We start from the raw sequence: 26,133 nt of genomic DNA on the forward strand, positions 1-26,133 counted from the left end.
CTATGACCGCATTTGCACGCATCACCCTGCTCAGTCTGGTACTTGGCCTGAGCGCCTGTGCGGTCCACCGACCCCCTCCCGTGCCCACTGGCCCGACCATCCCGCCGTCGGGCCCGTCGACCCAACCGAGCACCAAGCCTTCCGGCCCGGTCACCCCCGCACCGAAACCATTGCCCACCAAATCGCCGACTTTTGCCCCGCCGCCGGGCGCCACCAGCCACTGGGACGGCAAGATGCAGGTCTACGTACTCGACGACCAGCCCGACACGTTCTATCGCCAGCGCACCTACTACCGCTGGAGCAACGGCTGGAGCCGTTCGATCAGCCCGAACGGCCCCTGGGAAGAAACCGACGTGCACGGCGTGCCGCCGGGGTTGAGCAAGCAGTACGCGCAATGACGAAAGGCGACCTTCGGGTTAATGCCGGTCAGTTAAGGAGGAGCATAGTCACTGTGGCGAGGGAGCTTGCTCCCGCGGGGTCGCGAAGCGGCCCCAGCTTTGGGCTTGAAAAGACTGGGCCTGCTATGCAGTCCAACGGGAGCAAGCTCCCTCGCCACAAGTTACTCGTTGTCCGCTCTATCGTTTAACTGTCTGGAAAGCCACTCTCAGGAGAAATGCCAGTCAGTAAGGAGGAGCATAGTCACTGTGGCGAGGGAGCTTGCTCCCGCTGGGCCGCGAAGCGGCCCCAGCTTTGGGCTTGAAAAGGCTGGGCCTGCTCCGCAGTCCAACGGGAGCAAGCTCCATCGCCACAAGTTACTCGTTGTCCGCTCTATCGTTTAACTGTCTGGAAAGCCACTCTCAGGAGAAATGCCAGTCAGTTACGGAGGAGCATAGTCACTGTGGCGAGGGAGCTTGCTTCCGCTGGGTCGCGAAGCGGCCCCAAGCTTTGGGCTTGAAAAGACTGGGCCTGCTACGCAGTCCAACGGGAGCAAGCTCCCTCGCCACAGGTTACTGGTTGTCCGCACTATCGCTTAACTGACTGGCATTAGAACTTCGGGTCGCCTTTTTCATGGGGTTGAAAGCTACTCTGCCAATCACCGCAGGGCAAAAGTGGGAGGGGGGTGCTACAAAAAAATCCTGTGGGTTTATTCATGCTCGCGCACTGCAAGCGTACTGGCAGCCTCACCCTGTAACGCCTCATAGAGCACTGACATGACTTGCCGATAGACGCGCCGAATGGAGTGCGCGGTGGGTCGCACTCGGGTAATGTGACCGCCGCCGGCCTGGCGGCCGAGGGATTGCCGGATATACTTTCCAGCGACTGCTACCCGGCCAGCCTGCAGCAGACGGCGGGGCTCAATAAGTCTGGCGACAAGCGAAGAGGATGTGTTGATGGCGGGCAGGTTGATCTATCTCATCGGGCCATCGGGTTCGGGCAAGGACAGCCTGCTGGATGCCGCGCGCCCACGTTTGCTCGAACGCGGCTGCCGCATTGTGCGCCGCGTGATCACGCGTTCGGCGGAGGCAGTCGGCGAAGCGGCGCAAGGTGTAAGCCCGGAGCAGTTTGCGGCGATGCAGGGCGAGGGCGCATTTGCCCTCAGTTGGCAGGCCAATGGCTTGTCTTATGGTATCCCCAAGGAAATCGACGACTGGCTGGCGGCAGGGGAGGACGTGCTGGTCAATGGCTCCCGTGCGCATCTGGCGCAGACTCGCGAGCGCTATCCCTCCTCGCTGGTGCTGCTGTTGACGGTGGATCAAGCGGTGTTGCGCGAGCGCTTGATCGCGCGTGGGCGTGAGTCGCTCGCAGACATTGAAGAGCGTCTGGCACGCAATGCACGGTTCACCGCCGAGCTGATCACCGGCAATGGCGCGGGGTTGTTCGTGCTGGATAACTCCGGGCCCCTGGAGCATACCGTCGAGCGCCTGCTGTGCTGCCTGGATCACGGGGATCTGGCATGCGCCTGACATCCGCGTTTCATGACGCAATGTAGGCATCAGACGTGTTGAAAGTGAGACGGGCGTAACGAGTGTGCCCCACTATTTACCGGTGCGTTTGGGTGGGTTTCTTAATGTTTTAAATTGAAGTAATGGTTGGCTTGTTGCCAGGTATTTTTCGTTTGAAAACAACTTGTTGAATATTTGAAATATATCGGTGCGTGTGGCTTTGTATTTGGCTGTGTTCAGGCAGTGGTTTTGCAATAAAGTCGGGGTGGTTGGCGTGTTTTATATATGGGAGTTTTATCGGGCTGGCAACGGACTGGTCAGCGTCGATAATTCATATATGGACTGATTGCTCTCAACGCTCCAGAGTATTTATGGCATGCAGATCCCCGTCAGACATCCTTTCCTGTCGCACCCCGATTCCTCTTCCTACGAACCGCCGCCAGCCGCTGAAAACAAGGCTTTAAATTGGGCCGGCACAAAACGCGCATTTACCACGGACCAGGCGGCCAAACATATAACCCGCGACGGTTGCAGGTTTTATGATCGCAATGGAGATAATAAAGTTGTTGTCGGGTTTAACCTTGTTGGAGGTTTTACCGAGCCTCAGAAGGTGCGCATCAGGGAAGCCCTGCAATACTGGGCGGATGTTACAAACATCAACTTCGTTGAAAATGGTTCGAATACTGATGGTCATATCACGGTCAATGGCGTGCCGGGCTCTTGGTCAGGCCATGCGTACATGCCTGACCGGTCTCAATCGCAAGTCACCGCCAATATAGGCACCGGTGGCGCCGAGCGTAAGCCGGCGATAGGCAGTGCCTTCCTCGGTTTGGCGATCCATGAGCTGGGGCATACCCTGGGGCTCAGTCATCCGGGCGATTACGACGGCCTCGGTCACAGCTACAACAACTCCGCGGTCTATGCGCAGGACACCAAAGCGCGCAGTGTCATGAGTTATTGGGATGAGACGAATCAACCAGGGCACAACTTCGCCAACCAAGCCCCGGGCACGCCCATGATGGACGATATCGCAGCGGTTCAACGGCTGTATGGAAAGAACAGCAAGACCCGAAACACCGATACCACGTATGGCTTCAACTCCAACGCCGATCGCGAGGTCTATAGCCTGAAGCAGGCAACTGAGAAACCGGTATTTACGGTGTGGGACGGCGCCGGCAACGATACGCTGGATTTCTCCGGGTTTGCCCATAATCAGAACATCAACCTCGCTGCCGAGGCTTTCTCGGACGTCGGGGGGCTACGGGGAAACGTCTCCATTGCCAAAGGCGTGATCATCGAAAATGCCGTCGGTGGATACGGTGACGATACGTTGATGGGGAATGACGGGGATAACCGCCTTAAAGGCGGCAGGGGCAGCGATAAGTTGCGTGGCGGCGCCGGATCGGACACTTTCGTTTATGACCGCGTCAGTGACTCGACCCCAGGAAAGCCCGACACCCTTGAGGATTTCACCAGCGGCGTCGACCGTATCGACGTTTCCGGTGTGCTTCGGGCTACGGGCCTCAAGGCCCTGAACTTCTCCGAGCGGTTCAGCGGCCAGGCCGGCGACGCCGTACTCAGTCATGATTCAAGTACAAATCGTTACCGCTTGGCTGTGGATACGACGGGCAGCGGCGAGGCTGATCTGCTGATCCTCAGCCATGGCCAGATCAAGCAGACGGATGTGATCTGGAACGCCGCGGCGCCGACGGTCGCACCGGGCGCGGAACCGAGTCCTGAACCAGAACCGACTAACGAGCCGACCCCTGAGGCCGATCCGATTCCCGACTCGGTTCCGGATCCGACTCCGCGCACTTCCGGCTTGGCGGGGCTCTTCAAAAGAACGGTGAATAAATTGTCCACGGTGGTCACGGGGTGGGTAGACCGAGTTCTTTCATGGTTCAAATAAAATCCGTTTAAATCTACGCGGCTGAATGCAGGGTGTTAAAGAGCAATGCATTACAGGGTATGAAGTTTTTTTAATGTGAGCTTTCTGTTGTCTGCGCTTGATAGACGATTTTGCAGGTAATTGTTTTTTAAAGTTGCCAATAATGTTTTTTGTCTTGCTCTTTTTGTCAGCGGTGGTGCGTGTTTTAGTCTGAAATAAATAAGATGTTGTCGCTCTTTTTTTGCCGTGAGAATTTAGCGCTGCTTTGGTCGAATGCTCATTTGTTTTCGATGTGTGTTTGATTTGCGCAATGGATTGTCATTGTTTGTACTAATAGTGTTTTTCTGGATGGAGAGTGTCGGTTTATGAAGGTTCATGGCTCTAATGTCAGTTTTCAGGCGTATGGTTCATCGCGCTCTTCGGAGCAGTCCACTTTGAGTAGTTGGCCGGGTGGGACGATGACGTCCAGTTCCTCCCGCCTGCATAACTACTCTGCAAATAGTCGTTTTCCGTCCACGGTAAATGCCCCGGCACCCAACGTATTCGACAGAGGATGGGCGGGCCCGGGGAGCGCGAACCCATTGTCCTTCACCGGTGGCAATCAGCAGGGTGTCGGGGGCTTTGCGCGGATGGGCGATGTAATGAACCTATTCGCCAGGACCTACATGGAATTCCAGCAGGCTTTTGCCCGATACGTGCCATGGGCCGGGTCCGATCCGCGCCCGGCGCCTGAGCCCAAGCCAAGTCCGAAGCCTGCTGTGGCGGCACGCCCGGCCCCTGAGCCAGAACCATGTCCGCGGCCTGTTCTGGAGCCAGCCCCAAAGCCAGAGCCGTGTCCGCGGCCTGTGCTGGAGCCAGCCCCAAAACCAGAGCCGTGTCCGCAGCCTGTCCTGAAGCCAAGCCCGAAGCCTGAGCCGTGCCCGCAGCCGGCGCAACATTCTCCAGGCGATACCCGGTATGGATTCAATTCCAATACCGGGAATACGCAAACGTCCCTGGTATCCGCCTATGACGAACCATGGTTCAACGTTAAGGATACAGAGGGTAATGACACCCTGGACTTTTCCGGCTTCAAGCAGCACCAGATTATCAATCTTGGGGCAGGTACTTATTCCAGCGTCGGTGGGATGGCTAATAATGTTTATATCAGCCGTAACTCGAAGATTGAAAATGCCGTGGGTGGTTCAGGCAATGATCGAATAATCGGTAATGCATCAGATAACGTTCTGGTCGGGGGGGAAGGTGCAGATACGCTGAGTGGTGGCGGCGGAAGTAACGTCTTCAAATATAATGCGGCGGCCGATTCCAGTTATTCGAATGCCGACCTGCTCACGGATTTCAAATCGGGTTGGGACAAGATTGATTTGTGCGGCATGGCCAATGCGGCCGGCGTCAGGCTGAACCTGGTGCACAGCTTCACGGGGAGACCTGGGGACACCGTCATTAAATACAATGCAAACAGCGGACGCTATTTTCTGGCGGTCGATATGTCGGGTGATCGCCGCAGTGACTTCCTGATAAAGAGTACTCGACCGTTTGGCCCGGAAGATGTCATCGGGTTGTCTTGAACACATGCGCCGTGCGCTCAGCTGATGTGCACGCAAACCTGGTGCTGATCTTGTTTTCGCAATAACAACCCGCCTCACGCTTATCTGTTTACAGGCTTGATACGCGCCTGGCATCGCGTTCAAGCCTGCTTCTGAAGTCAGCATGGCAGCCTCAAGGCTCCATGTAGGCGTCCGTCGCCCGTCAGGGCATGAACCCCCCTCCTGCTCAACTTCTCTGAAAAATGTGTGCATTGGGCCGCCTTGTCGACCCGGTTGACGCGTGCGCCTTCCTTTATTCTTCACACGCCCAAGACTTGGTTTGTCAGGTAGAAGTAGTGCTGTAGTGCATTAACTTACCGTCGTGGGACAGAGAAGACTCTATTTAATTGAAATGTCGAATTTTTCACTCAAGCTAAATGCTGAGATCTTTGCACTGGGTAGCTAGTTATGTAGGTGTTGTAGATATGTGGGTGATCAAGTTTGGATTTTGAAGGGGGTGGTGTTATCTGATTATGAGCAATGTAATGAAAATATTCTGATTTCCAGTGTGCTTTATCTTATGTTTTTTCTGCAAAGTCAGTGGGTTGTAGGTGTTCAGGTTATGTAATGGATGCGCGTGTGGTTTCAGGGTTTTGCAAGGATCAGAAAAAGTGTGATAGGGGTTTAGAGTGTGTCGAGGTGAATTAATTAGTGCCTGGAACACTCTGCGACTCTGTGCGAACTTAAAGGGGTGCCGACAACTAGTGCAGCTCTTGTAGAGCGCAGGTTCGGTATCTCGAGTTTGGCGATTGTTCACACCGAGTTTGATCTAAATGAGGACTTTGGTTTATGAGAGTACCAGGACCACCCGCTACTGACGTTAGTGTAAAAAAGGCACCTGATCCCTGGAGCAGTATCAGCCCTGAGCGGCCTATCGAAACGTACACCCTGGGCAGTAAGAAGGCCGTATTAACGACAGAGCAGGCTGGAAAACAAATTACTCGAGGCGGCTACCGGTTTCATGATCGCGATGGCGACAAGAACATTGACTTGTCGTTTCGGATTTCCAAGGGTTTTACCCCGCAGCAGGCGGATCAGGCCAGGCAGGCACTGCAGTCCTGGCAAGATGTTGCCAATGTGACATTCACTGAGAATGCGCAAAAAGCTGACGGTCATGTCGATATCAATGATATGGCCGGAACACCGTCTGGTGTGGCCTCGCTCCCCAATGCATCCATGAATCGAACGTTCGCAAATATTGGCACCCGGGATGTGGGGGCAGCCCCTGAGATAGGCAGTTTTTTTCGCGAAGTGCTTATCCATGAAATCGGCCACTCCATCGGGTTGGAACACCCCGGTGGTTATGATGGTTTTGGCGACTATGGGCTTCACGCGGAGTATGCGGGGGATACCCGGGCGCGCTCGGTGATGAGCTACTTCTCGGAGAAAAATCAGCCCGGACACGATTTCAAATCGTTGAACCCCTCTGCGCCGATGATGGATGACATTGCGGCCATCCAGAAGCTCTACGGTGCGAACACCAAGACCCGTAATACCGACACCACGTACGGGTTCAATTCCAACACGAACCGTGAAGCCCTCAGTTTGAAGGCGGCCAACGACAATCCTATTTTCTGCGTGTGGGACGGCGGTGGGAACGACACACTGGATTTCTCCGGGTTTTCACAGAACCAGAAGATCAATCTCAATGCCGAGTCGTTTTCAGATGTGGGTAAGTTAAAGGGCAATGTCTCCATCGCCAGGGGTGTCGTGGTGGAAAACGCCGTTGGAGGTAACGGGGATGACACGCTGTTGGGCAATCAGGTCGCCAATCGCCTCAAAGGTGGCGGCGGTGCAGATCGTCTGCAAGGCGGTGGCGGGGGCGACACCTTTGTCTATGACCGGGCCAGTGACTCCGCCCCGGACAACCCCGATGTGATTCTGGATTTTGAAAGCGGCGCAGACACGATTGATCTGTCCGCGGTTTTGAAAGGCACAGGTATCAAGGCGTTCCAGTTCGTCGATCATTTAACCGGTCAACCAGGACAAGTCGTGCTGAAGTACGACGAGGGCAGCCGCGAAGGAAGCCTGGCCCTGGACCTGACAGGCAACGGCAAGGCCGACCTGTTGATAAAAAGCATCGGTCAGATGAAGGCTGGGGATGTCCACGCAAAGGGCGATAACCCGGCACCGGCACCCGAGCCGAAAGAGCCAAAGCCGCAGCCGCGCCCTGTGCCAAAGGAGCCAAAGCCGCAGCCACGCGCGGATGAGTGCGAGCCTCAGCCGCGTCCCGATCCTTGTGAGCCTGCGCCGCGACCAAAACCGCCTGAGCCGAAGCCGGTCCCACGCGAGCCTGAGTGCAATCCTAAGGAGCCGGGACCGGCCCCCCGTGAACCGAAGCCAGAGCCGTGTCCACTTCCTCCAACTGATCTCTGCGAAGTGCAAGTGAGTGCCGGGAACACTAACGACGCTCATGAATTTCGTGCCAAATCCGCAGAGCGTCGATCGACACTGATGTCGGCCTTTGACAGGGCTGCGTTTACTGCGCGGGCATGGCGAGTCGAGCCTTGAATAATAAAAACGCGCGCAATACTTTTAAGTAAGCCTGTTATTCGAATATGTAAGTCTCTCGCTGATCGCCTGATCAGTTTGCAAACAGTTTGATGAAAATAGTTTTTTGTCAGTGCTCGGCAAGTTAAGGCGTCGCCGTAATTGCCTTGTGGATGGGTCAGCTATTGCCCGGAAATGACTATTTAAGAATTCGTAAGTTCTACTATTGCGAAGTGTTGGGTCGTTGTTATTTAAACTTAAAGAGAAGATGTCATTATGATTAATGTGAAGGCTCCCGTTGTAAATCTCCAAGTATCCACTCACGTGGCTCCTCAGCCGTTACCTGCTGTACATTCGAGTCACCATGGCCAATACGAACATTCGGCTACTGACAGGCAGTCCTCAACGGGGTCCCAGTTGCTCAGCCTGTCTATGGCGATGACAAGTGGGCTCACCAGCCTGCAGCGCCTTTATGGAACGAGCCAGAATGTCGGCGTGCCCTCCAAATTGTTGCAACCTGGAGAAACAGCCCTGAGTAACTTGTCGTTCTCGGCCATCATTGGGTTCAACGGTAACGTGACGACTGCCAGCTGTGAGCCTATGCCTCAGGGAGATGAACCCCGGCCGACTCGTGAGCCCAAGCCTCAAGGTGAAACCAAACCTGTCATCGATGCGAAGCCCAAAGGCGAAACCAAGCCCACTGTTGATACGAAGCCAAAAGGCGAAACCAAGCCCGGCGTTGATGCGAAGCCTCAAGGCGAAACCAAACCCGCCGCTGATGCGAAACCTCGAGGCGATACCAAACCCGCCGCTGATGCGAAGCCTCAAGGCGAAACCAAGCCCGCCGCTGATGCGAAACCTCAAGGCGAAACCAAGCCCGCCGCTGATGCGAAACCTCGAGGCGAAACCAAACCCGCCGCCGATGCGAAACCCCGAGTTCAAACCCTGTCGGATGACACTGTCTACGGTTTCAACTCCAATACCGGAAAACCGGAAATGACCCTCACGTCCGCCTCCGATAAACCAGACTTCACTGTCTGGGATGACCGAGGGGTTGATACATTTGATTTTTCCGGTTTCGAGCAGGATCAGTCGATCGACTTGCGGGGTGGTTCGCGATCCAGCGTGGGTGGAATGAAGGAGAACATCAGGATCGCTGAGAACACGGTGATCGAAAATGCCATCGGGGGCCGTGGTAATGACCGGATCGTGGGGAACAGCGCGGACAACGTGATGACCGGCGGCGCGGGGGCGGACACCCTGGTGGGTGGGGGCGGGTGGAACACCTTCAAGTTCAACGCCTTCACAGACTCGACCCGTACCCAAGCCGACTTACTGTTGGACTTCAACACCGGCCAGGACAAGATCGATTTGTCGCAAATGGCCATTGACGGCAAGGTTGCCTTTAACTTCGTTAATGCCTACACCGGTCAGGCGGGTGACACCCTCATCAAGTTCAATCCGCAATCGGGACGCTACCTGCTGGCGATAGACCTGGACGGGGACAGCAAGACGGACTTCCTGATCAAAAGCACACGAATGATAAGCCCGGAAGACGTGATTGGGCTGAACATCAAGGATGATGGTTATCTCTAAGGGGGCGGCGGCGTATCTTCAACGATCGCCGTAGCATCAGTGGGTTAACGCTGGGCAGGGCTGATCAGTGGTTGATCAAGTCCTGCCCTTTTGTGCGTTTTGAAACCATATCCCGAGGGGGAGAAGGGCGATCAGGCCGTGGCCACCGAGACGCCACGTGCCGCACTCAGGAAGCGCAACAATGCCACCAGCGGGAATGCACTGCCCACCAGCATCACCCCCAACCACCCGCCCTGTTCATAGACGCTGCTGGCAATCGCCGAGCCGAAGGCGCCGCCGATGAAGATGCTGGTCATATACAACGCGTTGAGGCGGCTGCGGCTGTGGGCGTCAAGCGCGTAGATGGCGCGTTGGCCGAGCACCATGTTCATCTGCACGCAGAAGTCCAGGACCACGCCGGTGACGGCAAGGCCGATCACGCTGTACAGCGGGTGTACGAAGGCCGGCAGGAAGCTCAGTGCCGCGAACAACATCGCCAGCAGCGAGGCGCGGTGGGTATGGCCGGCATCGGCCAGGCGACCGGCGATGGGCGCGGCAACAGCGCCGAGGGCGCCCACCAGGGCAAACAGCGCGATTTCGCTCTGGCTCAGGCCGTGGTTGCGCGCCAGCTCCAAGGGCGCGGCGGTCCAGAACAGGCTGAAGGTAGCGAACATGCAGCCCTGGTAGAACGCCCGCTGGCGCAGCATCGGTTGCTGACGCAGCAGGGTACCCAGGGAACGCAACAACTGGCCATAACTGGCACTGTGGTCAGGCTGACGCTTGGGGATGGTCAGCAGCAGTACCACACTGATAAACGCCATCAGCACGGCGGCGGCCATGAACATTGCGCGCCAGCCAAAATGGTCGGCCACCACACTGGACACTGGCCGGGACAACAGGATACCGAGCAACAGACCACCCATGATGCTGCCGACCACACGTCCACGTGACTCGGCGGGCGCCAGGTGTGCGGCCAGTGGGATCAGGATCTGCACCGAGACCGAACTGAAACCGATGAGCAACGATACCAGCAGGAACAGATTCGGCTGCTCGGTAAACGCCGCGCCCAGCAGGCTGGCAATGGCCACGACGGTCGTGGTGATCATCAGCTTGCGGTTTTCCAGCAGATCGCCCAGCGGTACCAGGAAGAACAGGCCGAGGGCGTAGCCGATTTGCGTCAGGGACACGATCAGGCTGGCCATGGTCGGAGTCAGGCCGATATCCGGTGCAATCAGTTCGATGATCGGCTGTGCGTAGTAGATATTGGCAACGATGGCGCCGCAGCAAAACGCGAACAGCATCACCATGCTCCGGGTCATGGTGGTTGTAGCGTGGGAAGTAGCGTTCATGGAGTTCTCATAAAAGCGTAGGACAGTGGGGCGAGCCTAAAGACAACACGGTGACTGGGGTAGGCCGCCGACAGTGATATCACTCATGCCCGGCATTGATAACTGAATCGTTAACGTTCTGCGCGAAGGGTGATGATACATTCAGGCACAACTGCCGAAACAGGAAACCCATAGCGATGAAGATCACATTGAACAGGATGCTCATGGCTTCGACCCTCGCCGCCGCCATGGCCGTGGGGTTGGCCCATGCCGCCGAAGCGCCGCGTGTCGGGGTACGCGGCGCGATCATGGCGGTCGACGGTGATGCGCTGCGTGTCAAGGCCAACAGTGGTGAAGAGGTTACCGTAAATCTGACCAAGGACACTCAGGTGCGCGCCGTCACGCTGGCAAAGATCGATGAGATCAAGCCCGGCAGCTATATCGGCTCGGCCGCGATGCCGAATGCCGATGGCACGCTCACGGCGCTGGAAGTGCATGTGTTCCCACCGGCCATGGCCGGCACCGGCGACGGGCACCGTGCATTCGACTTGAAGGAAGGCAGCAGCATGACCAACGGCACCGTCGGCGACCTGGTGGTCAGCAACGGGCGCACCTTGACCGTCAAATACAAGGGCGGCGAGCAGAAGATCGTGGTGCCGGAGGATGTGCCCATCGTCAACCTGGAACCGGGGGATCGCAGTTTGCTCAAGGCCGGGGTGAAGGTGGTGTTGTTTGCGGCAAAAGGGGCGGATGGAACGATCACCGCTCAGGCGATTTCTGCCGGCAAGGACGGCGTAACGCCACCCATGTAGCAGCCCTGATGCCAGTCAGTTAAGCGTAAGTGCCTTCTGTAGGAGCGAGCTTGCTCGCGAAGAACGTCAACGGTAACGCGTGTTGCCTGGATGAGCGCGGCGCCTTTGAGTTTTTCGCGAGCAAGCCCGCTCCTACAGATAGGGCAAGCCTCCTGCCACTAGCTCTGTTACTGACCGTTGTAGATCTGGTCAAACACTCCACCATCATTGAAGTGGGTCTTCTGCACCGTGCGCCAGTCACCAAAGGTTTTTTCCACCGACAGGAAGTCCACTTTCGGGAAACGGTCGGTGTACTTGGCCAGCACCTGCGGATCACGCGGGCGTAAGTAGTTGTTGGCGGCGATCTCCTGGCCTTGCGGCGACCACAGGTATTTCAGGTAATCCTCGGCGGCCGCACGCGTGCCTTTCTTTTCGACCACCTTGTCGACCACCGACACCGGTGGTTCGGCTTCGGCAGAGACGCTCGGGTAGATCACTTCGAACTGATCCCGCCCGAATTCACGGGCGATCATTTCCGCTTCGTTCTCAAAGGTCACCAGCACGTCGCCAATCTGGTTGGTCATGAAGGTGGTGGTGGCGGCGCGGCCACCGGTATCCAGGACCGGCGCTTGTTTGAACAGCTTGCCGACAAACGCCTTGGCCTTGTCTTCGTCACCGCCGTTCTTCAGCACATAGCCCCAGGCCGACAGGTAGGTGTAGCGCCCGTTACCCGAGGTTTTCGGGTTGGGCACAATCACTTGCACGCCATCCTTGAGCAGGTCCGGCCAGTCCTTCAGGGCCTTGGGGTTGCCTTTGCGTACGATAAACACCGTGGCCGAGGTGAACGGTGCGCTGTTGTTCGGCAGGCGGGTGACCCAGTTGTCGGGCACCAGTTTGCCGTTGTCGACCAAGGCATTGATGTCGGTCGCCATGTTCATGGTGATCACGTCGGCCGGCAGGCCATCGATGACCGAACGCGCCTGTTTGCTCGACCCACCAAAGGACATCTGCAGCGTCAGCTTGTCGTTCGGGTGCTCGGTTTCCCAGTGTTTCTGGAAGGCGGCGTTGTAGTCCTTGTAGAAATCGCGCATCACGTCGTAGGAGACGTTGAGCAGGGTCACCGGTGCGGCTTGGGCGGCGCCGACCAGGGCCAGGCCGGCGGCCAGTAGAGAGGCGCTGAGGATTTTTTTCACTGCTCATTCCTTGTTGTTCGGGAGAAGAGGGGGAGGCAATTTGCCAGCGACTATAGCCGGGGCTGCATAGTCGCTTAAAGATTAAAAAGAACTTTGCTTATTCCACTTTCTTAAAGAGGGCACTGCCGCAACGGGAACAGAACGCGGCGTTGGGCTCGTGGCTGTTTTTCTGGCAGACCGGGCAGTCGTGTTGCAACTGCGCGCCGCGCATGGCGTTAGCCAGTTCCGCTGTGAAAATCCCGGTCGGCACGGCGATGATCGAGTAACCGGTGATCATCACCAGCGACGAAATCACCTGGCCCAGTGGAGTCTTGGGCACGATATCGCCGAAGCCTACGGTGGTCAGGGTGACGATCGCCCAGTAAATACCCTTGGGAATACTGGTAAACCCGTGCGCCGGGCCTTCGATCACGTACATCAGGGTGCCGAACACCGTGACCAGGGTGCACACGCTGACCAGGAACACCACGATCTTCTGTTTGCTGCCCCGCAGCGCCGACATCAGGTAATTGGCTTGCTTGAGGTAGGGCGCCAACTTGAGTACCCGGAAAATCCGCAGCATGCGGATGATGCGAATGATCAGCAGGTATTGGGCGTCGCTGTAGTACAGCGCCAGGATGCCCGGCACGATGGCCAGCAAATCGACCAGCCCGTAGAAGCTGAAGGCATAGCGCAACGGTTTGGGCGAGCAATACAGCCGCAGCCCGTACTCGATGGCGAAGATGACGGTGAAGCCCCATTCGATGTAGGCCAGCAGGCCGGCATAGTTATCGTGCACCTCCTGGATACTGTCGAGGATCACGATCACCAGGCTGGCGAGGATGATCAGGAGCAGGGTGCTGTCGAAACGTCGCCCGGCCACGGTGTCACTTTGAAACACCATTACATACAGCCGTTGACGCCAGTTGTTGCTGTCCATGGAAGTCGCCTGAATCGGATATCGCGCCAGCCTAGGGGGATTCGAAGGGGCTGTCCATGCGGGTTTTCTGCAGCATCCGGCGGCCGGCGCGCACCAGCCAGCACGCGAGGATAAACGGCGCGGTCAGCGCGGGCAGTTGCAGCGCGGCGAAACCGGGCGTGAGCGCAATCGCCAACACGATGCCGAGCAACGGCAGCCAAGGGCGGCGTCGGGCCTGGCTCAGCGCCAGGGCGGCGAGAGCAGGATTGTAGCTGTACAGGCCGAGCAGGGTGCTCGCGGGCTCATCCAGCAGCAAACCGACGCATACGCCACTGCCGGCGCCGATCAACGCCCATAACGCGGCACGGCGGTTGGCCAGCAACAGGCCCAGGGCGATCACTGCGCCGGCCAGGGGTTGGTCCAGCAACATGATTTGCGCAAGACCCGTAAAGGGGGCGGTGAGCATGGACAATGCGTCGGGTTCGCTCAGGGCAAAGGGGCTGCCAGGCGGCGTGCCCAGCAGCAACCAGCCAAGGCCGACAAATGGCGCGGTGTAGACGGGCAAGGCGTCCGGATGGGGCGCATATTGCAGCCATTGCCGTGTGAGGATCGCACTCAAGCCGCCGCATGCCAGAATCAGTGGCGGCAGCAAAGCCGACCAGGCGCAGTGCTGGCCGATCAGCAAACCCAGCAGCACGCCGTTGTAGCTATAAAGGCCGGCCTGCCGCTCAGCCTTCGGATACCCTCGGCGCTGGGCGGTCAACAAACCTGCCACACCCCCCAGCAGCGCCCCGCCGAGCAAGGTCGGAGCGCCGATCAGGATGGCCAGCAGGCACAACAGGCCGCATAGCGGCTGGCGTTGCAGGAAGATCTGGCTGAAGCCGTTGAGCAGGGCTTCGGCCCAATCGGGGCAGGTTGGGTTGTGCATGTGGGTTCATTCAGTGAGGTCGAGTTGCCCCGCATCGGGAGCAAGCCCCTCCCACACTTGATCGCGTTCACAGGTTCGTATGTCTAAACCCGGTCAAACGTGGGTGAGGGTTTGCTCCCGATGAGGCCCGGGCGGACGCTAGATCAGCGTCTCGATACGCAAGGAATTGGTCGACCCCGGCTGCCCGAACGGAACCCCCGCCGTAATCACCAGGGTATCCCCGCGCTGCGCCATACCCTGGGCCTGGGCAATTTCCAACGCCGTGGAGCACACCTCGTCCACCTGCCGCAGCCGGTCATTGACCACTGAGTGCACGCCCCACGCCACGCTCAAGCGCCGCGCCGTGGACAGGTTCGGCGTGAGGTTGAGAATCGGCGCCACCGGCCGTTCCCGTGCCGCACGCAGGCTGGAGTTGCCCGACTCGCTGTAGTTCACCAGCACGGCCACGGGCAGGATGCTGCTGATGCGCCGGATTGCGCAGCTGATCGCGTCGGACACCGTGGCATGCGCCTTGGGCCGGCTGACGTCCAGTTGCGTCTGGTAATCCGGGCCGTTTTCCACCTGGCGGATGATCTTGCTCATCATCTGCACGGCTTCCAGCGGGTAATCGCCCGAGGCGGTCTCCGCCGACAGCATCACCGCATCCGCCCCTTCGGCCACTGCATTGGCCACGTCGGTGACTTCGGCGCGGGTCGGCGCAGGCGAGAAGCGCATGGATTCAAGCATCTGCGTGGCCACCACCACCGGTTTACCCAGTTGGCGACAGGTGCTGATGATGTCTTTCTGAATTTGCGGCACGCTCTCGGCCGGCACTTCCACACCCAGGTCGCCTCTGGCCACCATGATCGCGTCGCTCAATTCGGCGATTTCCTGCAGGCGCTGCACAGCCGATGGCTTCTCGATCTTGGCCATCAGAAACGCCTTGTCGCCGATCAGTTCACGGGCTTCGCGGATGTCTTCCGGGCGCTGCACGAATGACAGCGCCACCCAGTCCACGCCCAACTCCAGGCCGAAGCTCAGGTCGCGGCGATCCTTGGCGGTCAGCGGGCTGAGCTCCAGCAGGGCTTGTGGGACATTCACGCCTTTGCGATCGGATAACTCGCCGCCATTGAGCACGGTAGTGTCGATGGCGTCTGCATGTTTGGTGATGACCCGCAGGCGCAGCTTGCCGTCGTCCAGCAGCAAGTCCATGCCCGGCTCCAGCGCCGCGATGATTTCCGGGTGAGGCAGGTTGACCCGGCACTGGTCGCCCGGCGTCGGGTCCAGGTCCAGGCGCAGGGCCTGACCGCGCACCAGTTGCACCTTGCCCTCGGCGAAACGCCCGACCCGCAACTTCGGCCCTTGCAGGTCCATGAGAATGCCCAGCGGGTAATTCAACTGGCGCTCCACCTGGCGAATCCACTGGTAGCGCTGGGCATGATCGGCATGCTCACCGTGGCTGAAGTTGAGGCGGAAGATATTCACCCCGGCCTCCACCAGTTCGCGGATGTCGTCGATACCGTCGGTGGCCGGGCCCAGGGTGGCGAGGATTTTGACCTTCTTGTCAGGCGTCATGTTTGGCAGTCTCAAGAATCAGGATGGCGCGCAAGTCGTTGACGTTGGTACGGGTCGGTTCGGTGACGACCAGCCCGTCGAGCGCGGCGAAATAGCCGTAGCCATTGTTGTTGTCCAGCTCATCGCTGGCCGACAGACCCAGGGCTTCAGCGCGGGCGTAGCTGGTGGGGGTCATGATCGCGCCGGCATTGTCTTCGGAGCCGTCGATGCCATCTGTGTCGCCGGCCAGGGCGTATACACCGGGCAGGCCCTTGAGGCTGTCGGTCAGGCTCAGCAGGAATTCGGCATTGCGCCCGCCACGGCCATTGCCGCGTACGGTGACAGTGGTTTCGCCGCCGGAGAGGATCACGCACGGCGCTGCCAGTGGCTGGCCGTGTTGCACGATCTGCCGGGCGATACCGGCGTGCACTTTGGCCACGTCCCGTGCTTCGCCTTCCAGGTCACCGAGGATCAACGGGCTGAACCCGGCTTGGCGGATTTTTACCGCCACCGCTTCGAGGGATTGCTGCGGGCGCGCGATCAATTGGAAGTGGCTGCGCGAAAGCACCGGGTCGCCGGGTTTGACGGTTTCCGAGGCCGGGTTCTGCAACCAGCTGCGCACCGAGGCGGGGGCATCGATGTTGTAGCGCTTGAGGATCGCGAGGGCCTGTTGCGATGTGCTGGGATCACCGACCGTAGGCCCGGAGGCGATCACCGTGGCCTGATCACCGGGCACATCGGAAATCGCGTAGGTGTAGACCGTCGCCGGCCATGCCGCTTTCGCCAATCGGCCGCCTTTGATGGCTGAAAGGTGCTTGCGTACGCAATTCATCTCGCCAATGGTGGCGCCGGATTTGAGCAGGGCCTTGTTGATGGCTTGCTTGTCGGCCAGGGTGATGCCTTCGGCGGGCAGGGCGAGCAATGCAGAGCCGCCGCCGGAGAGCAGAAAGATCACACGGTCGTCTTCACCGAGGTCGCTGATCAGTGCCAGCACGCGCTGGGCCACGGCCAGACCCGCTGCATCGGGCACGGGGTGGGCGGCTTCGACCACTTCGATTTTCTTGCACGGTGCGCCGTGGCCGTAGCGGGTGACCACCAGTCCGGTGACTTCACCCTGCCAGCAGTTCTCGACGACCAGGGCCATGGCTGCCGCGGCTTTGCCGGCGCCGATCACGATCACTCGGCCGCTGCGGTCGGCGGGCAGGTAAGGTTCCAGGACTTGCCGGGGGTGGGCGGCGTCGATGGCGGTGGCGAACAGCTCGCGAAGCAGGTGTTGCGGATCGACCGACATAAAGCGGGCTCCCGGTATTTTTGTTATTAGAGGTGCAGCCATTTCAGACTTGAAGGGGGGCCAACTGTGGGAGGCGGCATGCCCCCGCCCACAGTTGATGGCAGTTCAACGGGGGGTTATTTATCGCGAATGGAAAAATTCGCCATATGTTCCAGGCCCTTGATCAGCGCCGAATGGTCCCAATTACCGCCGCCAATCGCCGTGCATGTGCTGAATACCTGTTGGGTACCGGCGGTGTTCGGCAGGTTGATCCCCAGCTCCTTGGCCCCGGCCAGCGCCAGGTTCAGGTCCTTCTGGTGCAAGTTGATACGAAAGCCTGGATCAAAGGTGCCCTTGATCATGCGTTCGCCATGCACTTCCAGGATCTTCGACGAGGCGAAGCCCCCCATCAGTGCTTCACGCACCTTGGCCGGATCGGCGCCGTTTTTCGATGCGAACAACAGGGCTTCGGCCACTGCCTGGATGTTCAGTGCGACGATGATCTGGTTGGCGACCTTGGCCGTCTGGCCATCGCCATTGCCGCCCACCAGGGTGATGTTCTTGCCCATGCTCTGGAACAGCGGCAGTGCGCGTTCAAACGTCTGCGGCTCACCCCCGACCATGATGCTCAGGCTGCCGGCCTTGGCGCCGACTTCACCACCGGACACCGGCGCATCCAGATAGAGTGCGCCGCTGGCGTTGATCTTCGCGGCGAACGCCTTGGTGGCGGTGGGGGAGATCGAACTCATGTCGATCACCACCTTGTTCGGTGACAAGCCTGCGGCGACGCCGTCGGCGCGGAACAGCACGTCTTCGACCTGCGGGGTGTCGGGCACCATCACGATGATGAACTCGGCTTCCTGGGCGACCTGCTGCGGGTTGGCCAACGCCACGGCACCGGCTGCGATCAGCTCGGCCGGGGCCTTGCCGTGGTGTTCGGAGAGAAACAGTTGGTGGCCGGCTTTCTGCAGGTTGGCGGCCATGGGTTGGCCCATGATGCCGGTGCCGATAAATCCGATTTTAGCCATGAAGAAATCCTCTTTTTATTAGATGGCGTTGTGGCTTTTGAGCCAACCCAAACCCGCTTCGGTGGTCGTCAACGGCTTGTATTCGCAGCCGATCCACCCCGTATAGCCAATGCGATCCAAGTGCTCGAACAGGAAGCGATAGTTGATTTCACCCGTCCCCGGCTCATTGCGCCCAGGGTTATCGGCCAACTGGATATGGTTGATCTCACCCAGATGCGCAGCCAGGGTGCGTGCCAGGTCGCCTTCCATGATTTGCATGTGGTAGATGTCGTATTGCAGGAACAGATTGTCACTGCCCACTTGCTCGCGAATCGACAGCGCCTGGGCAGTGTTATTCAGGTAGAAGCCCGGAATATCGCGGGTGTTGATCATCTCCATCACCAGCTTGATGCCCGCCGCTTGCAGCTTGTCGGCGGCGTATTTGAGGTTGGCGACGAAGGTTTTTTCCAGGACTTCATCATCCACTCCAGCGGGACGAATCCCGGCCAGGCAGTTGACTTGGGTATTGCCCAGCACCTGCGCATAGGCGATGGCCAGTTTGACCCCGGCGCGGAACTCCTCGACCCGGTCCGGGTGGCATGCCAGGCCGCGCTCGCCCTTGGCCCAGTCACCGGCCGGCAGGTTGAACAGCACTTGGGTCAGGCCATTGGCGTCGAGTTGCGCCTTTATTTCGGCCGAGCTGAATTCATACGGAAACAGGTACTCGACCCCCTGGAAACCGGCGTCGGCGGCCGCTTTGAATCGGGCTAGAAAGTCCTGCTCGGTAAACAGCATGGACAGGTTGGCGGCAAAACGCGGCATAGGGTTCTCCTTAATCGAGCAGGGAAATGGCGGTCGGCGCATCGTTGCCGACCAGGGCCAGATCTTCGAATTCGTTGACGGCGTTGATCTCGGTGCCCATGGAAATATTGGTCACGCGCTCCAGAATAATCTCAACGATCACCGGCACCTTGAATTCTTCGATCATTGCCTCGGCCTTGCGCAGCGCCGGCGCGATCTGACCCGGTTCGAACACCCGCAGCGCCTTGCAACCCAGGCCCTCGGCGACGGCCACGTGGTCTACGCCATACCCGTTGAGTTCAGGGGCGTTGAGGTTGTCGAACGACAACTGCACGCAGTAGTCCATTTCAAACCCGCGCTGGGCCTGGCGGATCAAGCCGAGGTAGGAGTTGTTCACCACCACGTGGATGTATGGCAGGTTGAACTGCGCGCCCACCGCCAACTCTTCGATCATGAACTGGAAGTCATAGTCGCCCGACAGCGCCACGACCTTGCGGCTCGGGTCAGCCTTGACCACCCCGAGCGCGGCCGGAATGGTCCAGCCCAGGGGGCCGGCCTGGCCGCAGTTGATCCAGTGGCGGGGTTTGTAGACGTGCAGGAATTGTGCGCCGGCAATCTGCGACAGGCCGATGGTGCTGACGTAGCAGGTGTCCTTGCCGAACACCTGGTTCATTTCTTCGTAGACCCGTTGCGGCTTGACCGGCACATTGTCGAAATGGGTCTTGCGATGCAGGGTGGCCTTGCGTTGCTGGCAGTCATGCAGCCAGGCGCTGCGGTCCTTGAGCCTACCGGCGGCTTTCCACTCGCGTGCCACTTCAATGAACATCGTCAGTGCGCTGCCCGCGTCGGAGACGATGCCCAGGTCCGGGGTGAACACGCGGCCAATCTGCGTCGGCTCGATGTCGACATGAATGAACGTGCGACCTTCGGTGTAGACATCCACCGAACCGGTATGGCGGTTGGCCCAGCGGTTGCCGATGCCCAGCACCACATCCGACTTGAGCATGGTCGCGTTGCCATAACGGTGTGAGGTTTGCAGGCCGACCATGCCGACCATCTGCGGATGATCGTCCGGGATGGTGCCCCAGCCCATCAGGGTTGGAATGACGGGAATACCGGTCAACTCGGCGAACTCCACCAACAATTCGCTCGCGTCGGCGTTGATCACACCGCCGCCGCTGACCAGCAGCGGGCGTTCGGCCTGGTCCAGCAGCGCCAGGGCTTTCTCCACCTGCACACGCGTGGCCAAGGGTTTGGCCAGGGGCAGCGGCTGGTAGGCGTCGATGTCGAATTCGATCTCGGCCATCTGCACGTCGAACGGCAGGTCGATCAACACCGGGCCGGGGCGGCCGGAGCGCATTTCATAAAAGGCCTTCTGGAATGCGTAGGGCACTTGGCCGGGCTCCAGAACGGTGGTTGCCCATTTGGTCACTGGCTTGACGATGCTGGTGATGTCGACGGCCTGGAAGTCTTCCTTGTGCATGCGGGCACGGGGGGCCTGGCCGGTGATGCAGAGAATGGGGATCGAGTCGGCCGAGGCGCTGTACAGGCCGGTGACCATGTCGGTGCCCGCCGGCCCCGACGTGCCGATGCACACGCCGATATTACCGGCTTTGGTGCGTGTATAGCCCTCTGCCATGTGCGAGGCGCCTTCAACGTGGCGAGCAAGGACGTGATCGATGCCACCGACTTTCTGCAAGGCCGAATACAGCGGGTTGATCGCTGCGCCCGGGATACCGAAGGCGGTGTTCACGCCTTCACGACGCATCACCAGAACGGCGGCTTCGATTGCTCTCATTTTGCTCATGGTTTTGGTGCCTCTTGCGTTTTGTAATTGTATACAAGTGGTGAGTGGTCAAAGTGTATTCACGGCGAGCAGCGCAGGTCAATGCATTTTATGAACCGTTCTTTACGCCCGTCGGAAGGGTGTTTTCCGACACATGGAGACTTTGTTGGAAAATATTGTATACAAAAAATAATTTCATTGTGTTCTATTTGTTTGATCGAGCATCTGATCAAGCAGACCTCCACCGCTTTCCCAATAACAAAAGAAGGACGGCACCATGAGCGCTTTAACCTTGAAAATTGCTACTCAACTGGCCAGCCAGGCCCTCACCGCGGGCCGCACGATTTCGGCCGCGCCGCTGACCATTGCGGTACTCGACAGCGGCGGCCACTTGATCACCTTGCAACGCGAAGACGGCGCGAGCCTGCTTCGTCCGCAGATCGCCATTGGCAAGGCCTGGGGCGCGATTGCGCTGGGTAAGGGGTCACGCTTGTTGGCGCTGGACGCCCAGCAGCGCCCGGCGTTTATCGCTGCCTTGAACAGCCTGGGGCAGGGCAGCGTGGTGCCGGCGCCGGGTGGGGTATTGATTCGAAATCAGGAAGGCGTGGTGCTGGGGGCGATCGGGATCAGTGGGGATACTTCGGATATCGATGAGCAGTGCGCGATCACGGCGATCGAGGGAGTGGGGTTGATGGCGGATGCGGGCGTGTCTGCCTGATTTCTGGCTGACTGATCTGGCTTCTTCGCAGGCCCGCCACATTGGTTTTGCGGCGTTCATACAATGTGTGCCGCAAAACCAAATCCCTGTGGGGCGGGGCTTGCTTTCGATGGGCGCAGGCGCTTCGGTGTCTCAGTCCGGCTCACAGCCCTTGAGCACCAACCGGATAATCGTCTGTGCCGCCGCCTCGTAATCCGCTTCATCCAGTTTGGCCTTGCCGGTCACTGCCGAGATCTGCCAGTCAAAATCGGCATAAGTCTGCGTCGCCGCCCAGATACTGAACATCAGGTGATTAGGGTCAATCGCCGCGATCAGGCCGCGATCGACCCAAGTCTGGATGCAATCAATGTTGTGCTTGGCCTGCGCGTTGAGCTGCTCGACCTGGTCTGCGCTGAGGTGCGGGGCGCCGTGCATGATTTCGCTGGCGAACACTTTGGAGGCAAAGGGCAGGTCGCGGGAGATGCGGATTTTCGAGCGGATGTAGTTGCTCAGTACTTCCTTGGGGTCGCCGTCCGGGTTGAATGGCGTGGAAGCGGCCAGGATTGGCTCGATAATACTTTCGAGCACCTCGCGGTAGAGGTTGTCCTTGGATTTGAAGTAGTAATAGACGTTGGGCTTGGGCAGCCCGGCCTTGGCGGCGATGTCGCTGGTTTTGGTCGCGGCGAAGCCTTTGTCGGCGAACTCTTCGCTGGCCGCCCGCAGGATTTTTTCTTTGTTGCGCTCGCGAATGGTGCTCATAAACCAGAGGTTTCCTTGCCAGTACAGGCGGTTGCGCATGGTAGCACCGGCTATCCGCGTGCCTCAACAATGTGCTCGTAAAGCGTTACGTCGCGTTATGCTCCGTTCATCTCTCTCTTATGGAAGCTGATTCATGGCAGGCAGCAGCTTGTTGGTTTTAATCGACGATATCGCCGCGGTACTCGATGACGTCGCCCTGATGACAAAAATGGCGGCAAAAAAGACCGCCGGCGTGCTCGGTGATGACCTGGCGCTCAATGCCCAACAGGTCTCCGGGGTCCGCGCGGAGCGGGAAATTCCCGTTGTATGGGCGGTGGCTAAGGGTTCGTTCGTCAACAAGCTGATCCTGGTGCCGGCCGCCTTGCTGATCAGCGCATTTGCGCCATGGGCGGTGACGCCTCTACTGATGCTCGGCGGTGCCTACCTATGCTTCGAAGGTTTCGAGAAGCTCGCGCATAAATTCCTCCACAGCAAGGCCGACGACCAGGCTGAACATGTGCAATTGGTCGACGCCGTAGCCAATCCGGCCACCGATCTGGTGGCCTTTGAAAAAGACAAGATCAAGGGCGCCGTCCGCACCGACTTCATCCTTTCCGCCGAAATTATCGCCATCACCCTCGGCACCGTGGCCGACGCGCCGTTGATGCAGCAGGTGGTCGTGTTGTCCGGTATTGCCGTCGTCATGACCATCGGCGTCTATGGGTTGGTGGCCGGTATCGTCAAGCTGGACGACCTGGGCCTGTGGCTCACCCAGAAGCCTGGCCAGGCGGCGCGCAGTATCGGCGGCGCCATCCTGCGCGCGGCGCCTTACATGATGAAGAGCCTGTCGGTGATCGGTACGGCGGCGATGTTCCTGGTGGGCGGTGGGATCCTTACCCATGGCGTACCGGTGGTGCATCACTGGATCGAATCCGTCAGCCAAGGCGCTGGCGGGGCGGCGTGGTTGGTGCCGACACTGCTCAATGGCGTGGCAGGGATTATTGCAGGCGCTGTGGTACTGGCGGTGGTGTCAGTGTTTGGCAGCGTATGGCGAGCAGTGAAAAACTGATTTAAGGCTGTTTAAGCTTAATCCTACAGTTCGGATTTCCAGGCATTTATACGATGCGTCGCGCTTCTTCACATGAAATGGCGTGATAAAAAATGGATCTATAAGGGGTTAAGGATGAACTGGTGTTTTCAAGCGATAAAAAACTATGCCAAGTTCAGTGGGAGAGCCTGTAGGCGTGAGTACTGGGCGTTTGCAGTGATGGATATAATGGTCATTTGGGGCTCTGTTTTAGCATCGAACCTGGCCGGTGTCTTTTCGAGTCCGTGGTTTCTCGTCCCGTTTGGTTTTTACGTGTTCTTCATGATCCCACCTGCGGTGTCGGTGACATTCCGGCGGCTTCATGATGTAAACGTGACTGGTGCGTATGCACTCTGGTTTTTGATACCAATCGTTGGTTTTATAATGGTGTCCATCCAGTTGTTCACTCAAGGCGATAAGGGGGAGAACGATTACGGTATGCCTCCTGGTAACAATGAGTAAGTGGATAAAATCAGTGTAATAAAAAAGGCCATTCAATCGAATGGCCTTTTTTTATGGGCGGGTTACTCCGCAATCTGCAACTTACGCGATTCCGTATAGATGTAGCGCACCTTCTCGTATTCGAATGGCGAGTTCATCTGCCCATACCGGAAGCTGGTCTGGTAGCGCTTGTCGACCGCGCGCAGGGCCCAGATTTCCGGGTGGTTTTCGCTGACCTTGGACACGTTGAGGAAGTTGATCTCGGTTTCGGCGCCGTAGTCGACGATCAGGCCGGTGGTGTCGCGCAGGTTCGACGGACCGAAGATAGGCAGCACCAGGTATGCGCCGCCGGGCACGCCGTAGAAGCCCAGGGTCTGGCCGAAGTCTTCGCTCTGGCGCGGCAGGCCCATGGCCGTGGCGGGGTCCCAGAGACCGGCGATACCGATGGTGGTGTTGACCAGCAGGCGCCCGGTGGTTTCCAGGGAGCGGTGGCCCTTGAGCTGCAGCAGGCTGTTCAACAGATTGGGCACGTCGCCCAGGTTGTTGAAGAAGTTGCTCACACCGGTACGCAGGAAGCTTGGAGTGATGTAGGTGTAACCGTCAACCACGGGCAGGAACACCCATTGGTCAAAACGGTAGTTGAAGTGGTAGACGCGGCGGTTCCACGACTCCAATGGATCGTAGACATTGAGCGCGGTCAGCGAGGAACGCTCGAATTCACGCTGGTCCAGGCCTGGGTTGAACTTGAGCTTGGACAGCGGCTCCTTGAAGCCGTCAGAGTCAATCTTGGTTGGCTCGTGGGCCTTGCTGTTGTCGGCATTGGCCACGCCCGCGCACATCAAGGCGGCGAGCAGCAGAAGATATTTAGCCACGGAAGAACTCCAGCATGGCGTCGGCGTTGACGCGGTAATTGAGGTTGCCGCAGTGGCCGCCCAACGGGTAGACGGTCAAGCGATCGCCGAAGGTTTTACGCAGGAAACCGAGGTCGCCAGGGCCGAGGATCACGTCGTCGGCGTTGTGCATCACGGCGATTTTCGGGCTGTCGTGCAGGTAATCCTTGAGGGCGTACAGGCTGACTTGATCGACCAACTGCAACAGGCTGCCGCCATCGGTGCGCGCGCGCCACATCGGGATGACTTGCTGGGTGAGGTAGCAATCGAAGTCGCATTGCAGCGCACGCTTCAGGAAGGGCGTGAGGCTGGTGCCTTCGCTGATCGGGTATTTCGGCGGGATGATCAGGCCGCGACGGTTGATCAGGTCCGAGGTAAAGGCGATGTCGGCCGCCGAGAAGCGGAACGAGGTGCCGATCAGCATGGCCATCTGTTCGTTGGTCAGGTGTTGCTTGGATTGCTGGAAGTCATAGAGCAGGGCGTCGTTGAGGTCGATGTAGCCTTTTTGCTGGAAGTAGCGGGTCAGCTTGTTCAGCACCAGTTCATAGAAGGTGGTGGTGTTATTGATGCCCTTGACCTCGGTTTGTACCAGCTTGTCGAGGTTGGTAATCGAGGTGTAGAGGTTGACCGGCGGGTTGAGCAACAGCACTTTCTTGAAGTTGAAGCTGCGACGAGTCTCGTCGAGTTTGCTGATGAATGCCGCGTCCAGTGCGCCCAGGCTGTAACCGGAGAGGTAGTAGTCAGTGACGGGCAGCGTCGCGTTCTGCGCACGCACCGCTTGCATCACGCGGTACATGTCTTCGGCATCTTCCTGGGTGATGCCCGGGGTGGCGAAGCGCGAGGCGGCCGCAATGAAGTCGAAGCTGGTGGGCGAGGAGAGCTGCACCACGTGGTAACCGGCCTGGTAATAGAGCTTTTTCAGGTATTCGTTGAGGCTGCTGTCATAGCGTGCACCGGTGCCGGAGATCAGGAAGATCAACGGTGCGGCGTGGTCTTGCTTGGCGATGCGGTAAGTGAGCTTCTTGACTGCCCAGAAGTTGTCCGGAAGGCTGAACTGGCGCTCCGGGCGCATGGTCAGGCTGTAGTCGGACTGGTTGATCTCATCGTTGCTCGGCAACTTTGGCCGAAGGTCGGGCGGTGTGGTCGCGATGGTCGCTTCGAACGGATTGGTCAAAGGGTAGCCATAGGTGGCTTGGTCGATATCGACCGCCAGTGCTGACGCACTCAAAAATAGGCTGCCCAACAGGGCAACACAGCGCAAGGAACGGAGCATGACTAAATCCCTAAGAGGAAACGTACTGAATGAAGATCGCAGGCTATGAC

Annotated in this window: 22 protein-coding genes and 1 pseudogene; 11 read left to right on the forward strand and 12 right to left on the reverse strand. The window is 58.7% G+C overall.

Annotation, left to right across the window (positions count from 1 at the left end):
• Nucleotides 1-2: 2 nt before the first annotated feature.
• From M5B97_RS04280 to M5B97_RS04310, 7 genes and pseudogenes are all read left to right on the forward strand, one after another.
• Nucleotides 3-398, forward strand: coding sequence for a hypothetical protein (locus M5B97_RS04280; RefSeq protein WP_248730836.1), 396 nt, complete (start codon nt 3-5; stop codon nt 396-398).
• A 770-nt stretch (nt 399-1,168) separates the two neighbouring features.
• A pseudogene (locus tag M5B97_RS04285) lies at nt 1,169-1,279 on the forward strand (hypothetical protein); the annotation flags it as partial.
• A gap of 52 nt (nt 1,280-1,331) precedes the next feature.
• The gene (phnN, locus tag M5B97_RS04290; RefSeq protein WP_248730837.1) at nt 1,332-1,904 is read left to right on the forward strand and encodes a phosphonate metabolism protein/1,5-bisphosphokinase (PRPP-forming) PhnN; all 573 of its coding nucleotides are present in this window, start codon (nt 1,332-1,334) and stop codon (nt 1,902-1,904) included.
• Between the two features lie 355 nt (nt 1,905-2,259).
• On the forward strand, nt 2,260-3,792 hold the full coding sequence (locus tag M5B97_RS04295; RefSeq protein WP_248730838.1) for a M10 family metallopeptidase C-terminal domain-containing protein: 1,533 nt from the start codon (nt 2,260-2,262) through the stop codon (nt 3,790-3,792).
• A gap of 824 nt (nt 3,793-4,616) precedes the next feature.
• Nucleotides 4,617-5,339, forward strand: coding sequence for a M10 family metallopeptidase C-terminal domain-containing protein (locus M5B97_RS04300; protein ID WP_248730839.1), 723 nt, complete (start codon nt 4,617-4,619; stop codon nt 5,337-5,339).
• A gap of 807 nt (nt 5,340-6,146) precedes the next feature.
• Nucleotides 6,147-7,868 carry a M10 family metallopeptidase C-terminal domain-containing protein gene (locus M5B97_RS04305; RefSeq protein WP_248730840.1) on the forward strand — a complete coding sequence of 574 codons (1,722 nt, stop codon included), beginning with the start codon at nt 6,147-6,149 and terminating at the stop codon, nt 7,866-7,868.
• A gap of 396 nt (nt 7,869-8,264) precedes the next feature.
• Complete coding sequence (locus tag M5B97_RS04310) at nt 8,265-9,443, forward strand: M10 family metallopeptidase C-terminal domain-containing protein (RefSeq protein ID WP_248730841.1); 1,179 nt, start codon at nt 8,265-8,267, stop codon at nt 9,441-9,443.
• 131 nt (nt 9,444-9,574) lie between these two features.
• Here M5B97_RS04310 and M5B97_RS04315 read toward each other — a convergent pair whose 3' ends face one another.
• Nucleotides 9,575-10,771, reverse strand: a complete 1,197-nt coding sequence (locus M5B97_RS04315) for an MFS transporter (RefSeq protein ID WP_123716768.1) — start codon at nt 10,769-10,771, stop codon at nt 9,575-9,577.
• Between the two features lie 176 nt (nt 10,772-10,947).
• On the opposite strand from M5B97_RS04315, the gene M5B97_RS04320 reads away from it, so the two are divergent.
• The gene (locus tag M5B97_RS04320; protein WP_134659892.1) at nt 10,948-11,562 is read left to right on the forward strand and encodes a DUF5666 domain-containing protein; all 615 of its coding nucleotides are present in this window, start codon (nt 10,948-10,950) and stop codon (nt 11,560-11,562) included.
• Nucleotides 11,563-11,729: 167 nt separating this feature from the next.
• Here M5B97_RS04320 and M5B97_RS04325 read toward each other — a convergent pair whose 3' ends face one another.
• The 8 genes from M5B97_RS04325 to gcl form a co-directional block, all read right to left on the reverse strand.
• A complete protein-coding gene (locus tag M5B97_RS04325; protein WP_134659894.1) occupies nt 11,730-12,734 on the reverse strand; it encodes a sulfate ABC transporter substrate-binding protein in 1,005 nt (334 codons plus the stop codon).
• 97 nt (nt 12,735-12,831) lie between these two features.
• Nucleotides 12,832-13,653 (reverse strand): ion transporter, encoded by an 822-nt coding sequence (locus tag M5B97_RS04330; protein ID WP_123716771.1) that lies wholly within the window; start codon nt 13,651-13,653, stop codon nt 12,832-12,834.
• 31 nt (nt 13,654-13,684) lie between these two features.
• A complete protein-coding gene (locus M5B97_RS04335; protein ID WP_248730842.1) occupies nt 13,685-14,560 on the reverse strand; it encodes an urea transporter in 876 nt (291 codons plus the stop codon).
• A gap of 138 nt (nt 14,561-14,698) precedes the next feature.
• Entirely contained in the window at nt 14,699-16,114 is a 1,416-nt protein-coding gene (pyk, locus tag M5B97_RS04340) for a pyruvate kinase (protein ID WP_248730843.1), read from the reverse strand.
• Nucleotides 16,104-17,384, reverse strand: coding sequence for a glycerate kinase (locus tag M5B97_RS04345; RefSeq protein WP_248730844.1), 1,281 nt, complete (start codon nt 17,382-17,384; stop codon nt 16,104-16,106). Before M5B97_RS04345 ends, pyk begins: the two co-directional genes overlap by 11 nt.
• Before the next feature lie 116 nt (nt 17,385-17,500).
• Nucleotides 17,501-18,391: a 2-hydroxy-3-oxopropionate reductase gene (locus M5B97_RS04350; RefSeq protein ID WP_123716775.1), complete on the reverse strand. Its 891-nt coding sequence runs from the start codon at nt 18,389-18,391 to the stop codon at nt 17,501-17,503.
• Between the two features lie 18 nt (nt 18,392-18,409).
• Nucleotides 18,410-19,192: a hydroxypyruvate isomerase gene (gene hyi / locus M5B97_RS04355; RefSeq protein ID WP_123716776.1), complete on the reverse strand. Its 783-nt coding sequence runs from the start codon at nt 19,190-19,192 to the stop codon at nt 18,410-18,412.
• Between the two features lie 10 nt (nt 19,193-19,202).
• A complete protein-coding gene (gene gcl / locus M5B97_RS04360) occupies nt 19,203-20,978 on the reverse strand; it encodes a glyoxylate carboligase (protein WP_248730845.1) in 1,776 nt (591 codons plus the stop codon).
• Nucleotides 20,979-21,234: 256 nt separating this feature from the next.
• On the opposite strand from gcl, the gene M5B97_RS04365 reads away from it, so the two are divergent.
• On the forward strand, nt 21,235-21,675 hold the full coding sequence (locus M5B97_RS04365; protein WP_248730846.1) for a heme-binding protein: 441 nt from the start codon (nt 21,235-21,237) through the stop codon (nt 21,673-21,675).
• A 132-nt stretch (nt 21,676-21,807) separates the two neighbouring features.
• Here M5B97_RS04365 and M5B97_RS04370 read toward each other — a convergent pair whose 3' ends face one another.
• Entirely contained in the window at nt 21,808-22,413 is a 606-nt protein-coding gene (locus M5B97_RS04370; RefSeq protein ID WP_134659906.1) for a TetR/AcrR family transcriptional regulator, read from the reverse strand.
• 133 nt (nt 22,414-22,546) lie between these two features.
• Between M5B97_RS04370 and M5B97_RS04375 the strand changes: the two genes are divergently transcribed.
• Together M5B97_RS04375 and M5B97_RS04380 are read left to right on the forward strand one after the other, a co-directional pair.
• Nucleotides 22,547-23,461 carry a DUF808 domain-containing protein gene (locus tag M5B97_RS04375; protein ID WP_248730847.1) on the forward strand — a complete coding sequence of 305 codons (915 nt, stop codon included), beginning with the start codon at nt 22,547-22,549 and terminating at the stop codon, nt 23,459-23,461.
• Nucleotides 23,462-23,575: 114 nt separating this feature from the next.
• Entirely contained in the window at nt 23,576-23,941 is a 366-nt protein-coding gene (locus M5B97_RS04380) for a DUF805 domain-containing protein (protein ID WP_134660026.1), read from the forward strand.
• 62 nt (nt 23,942-24,003) lie between these two features.
• On the opposite strand, the gene M5B97_RS04385 is transcribed toward M5B97_RS04380, so the two are convergent.
• Nucleotides 24,004-24,792 carry a VacJ family lipoprotein gene (locus M5B97_RS04385; protein WP_248730848.1) on the reverse strand — a complete coding sequence of 263 codons (789 nt, stop codon included), beginning with the start codon at nt 24,790-24,792 and terminating at the stop codon, nt 24,004-24,006.
• Nucleotides 24,785-26,083 (reverse strand): serine/threonine protein kinase, encoded by a 1,299-nt coding sequence (locus M5B97_RS04390; protein WP_134659910.1) that lies wholly within the window; start codon nt 26,081-26,083, stop codon nt 24,785-24,787. The genes M5B97_RS04385 and M5B97_RS04390 overlap by 8 nt, the downstream gene beginning before the upstream one ends.
• Between the last annotated feature and the right edge of the window lie 50 nt (nt 26,084-26,133).

The organism is Pseudomonas sp. MWU13-2517, assembly GCF_023242545.1.
GTDB lineage: Bacteria > Pseudomonadota > Gammaproteobacteria > Pseudomonadales > Pseudomonadaceae > Aquipseudomonas.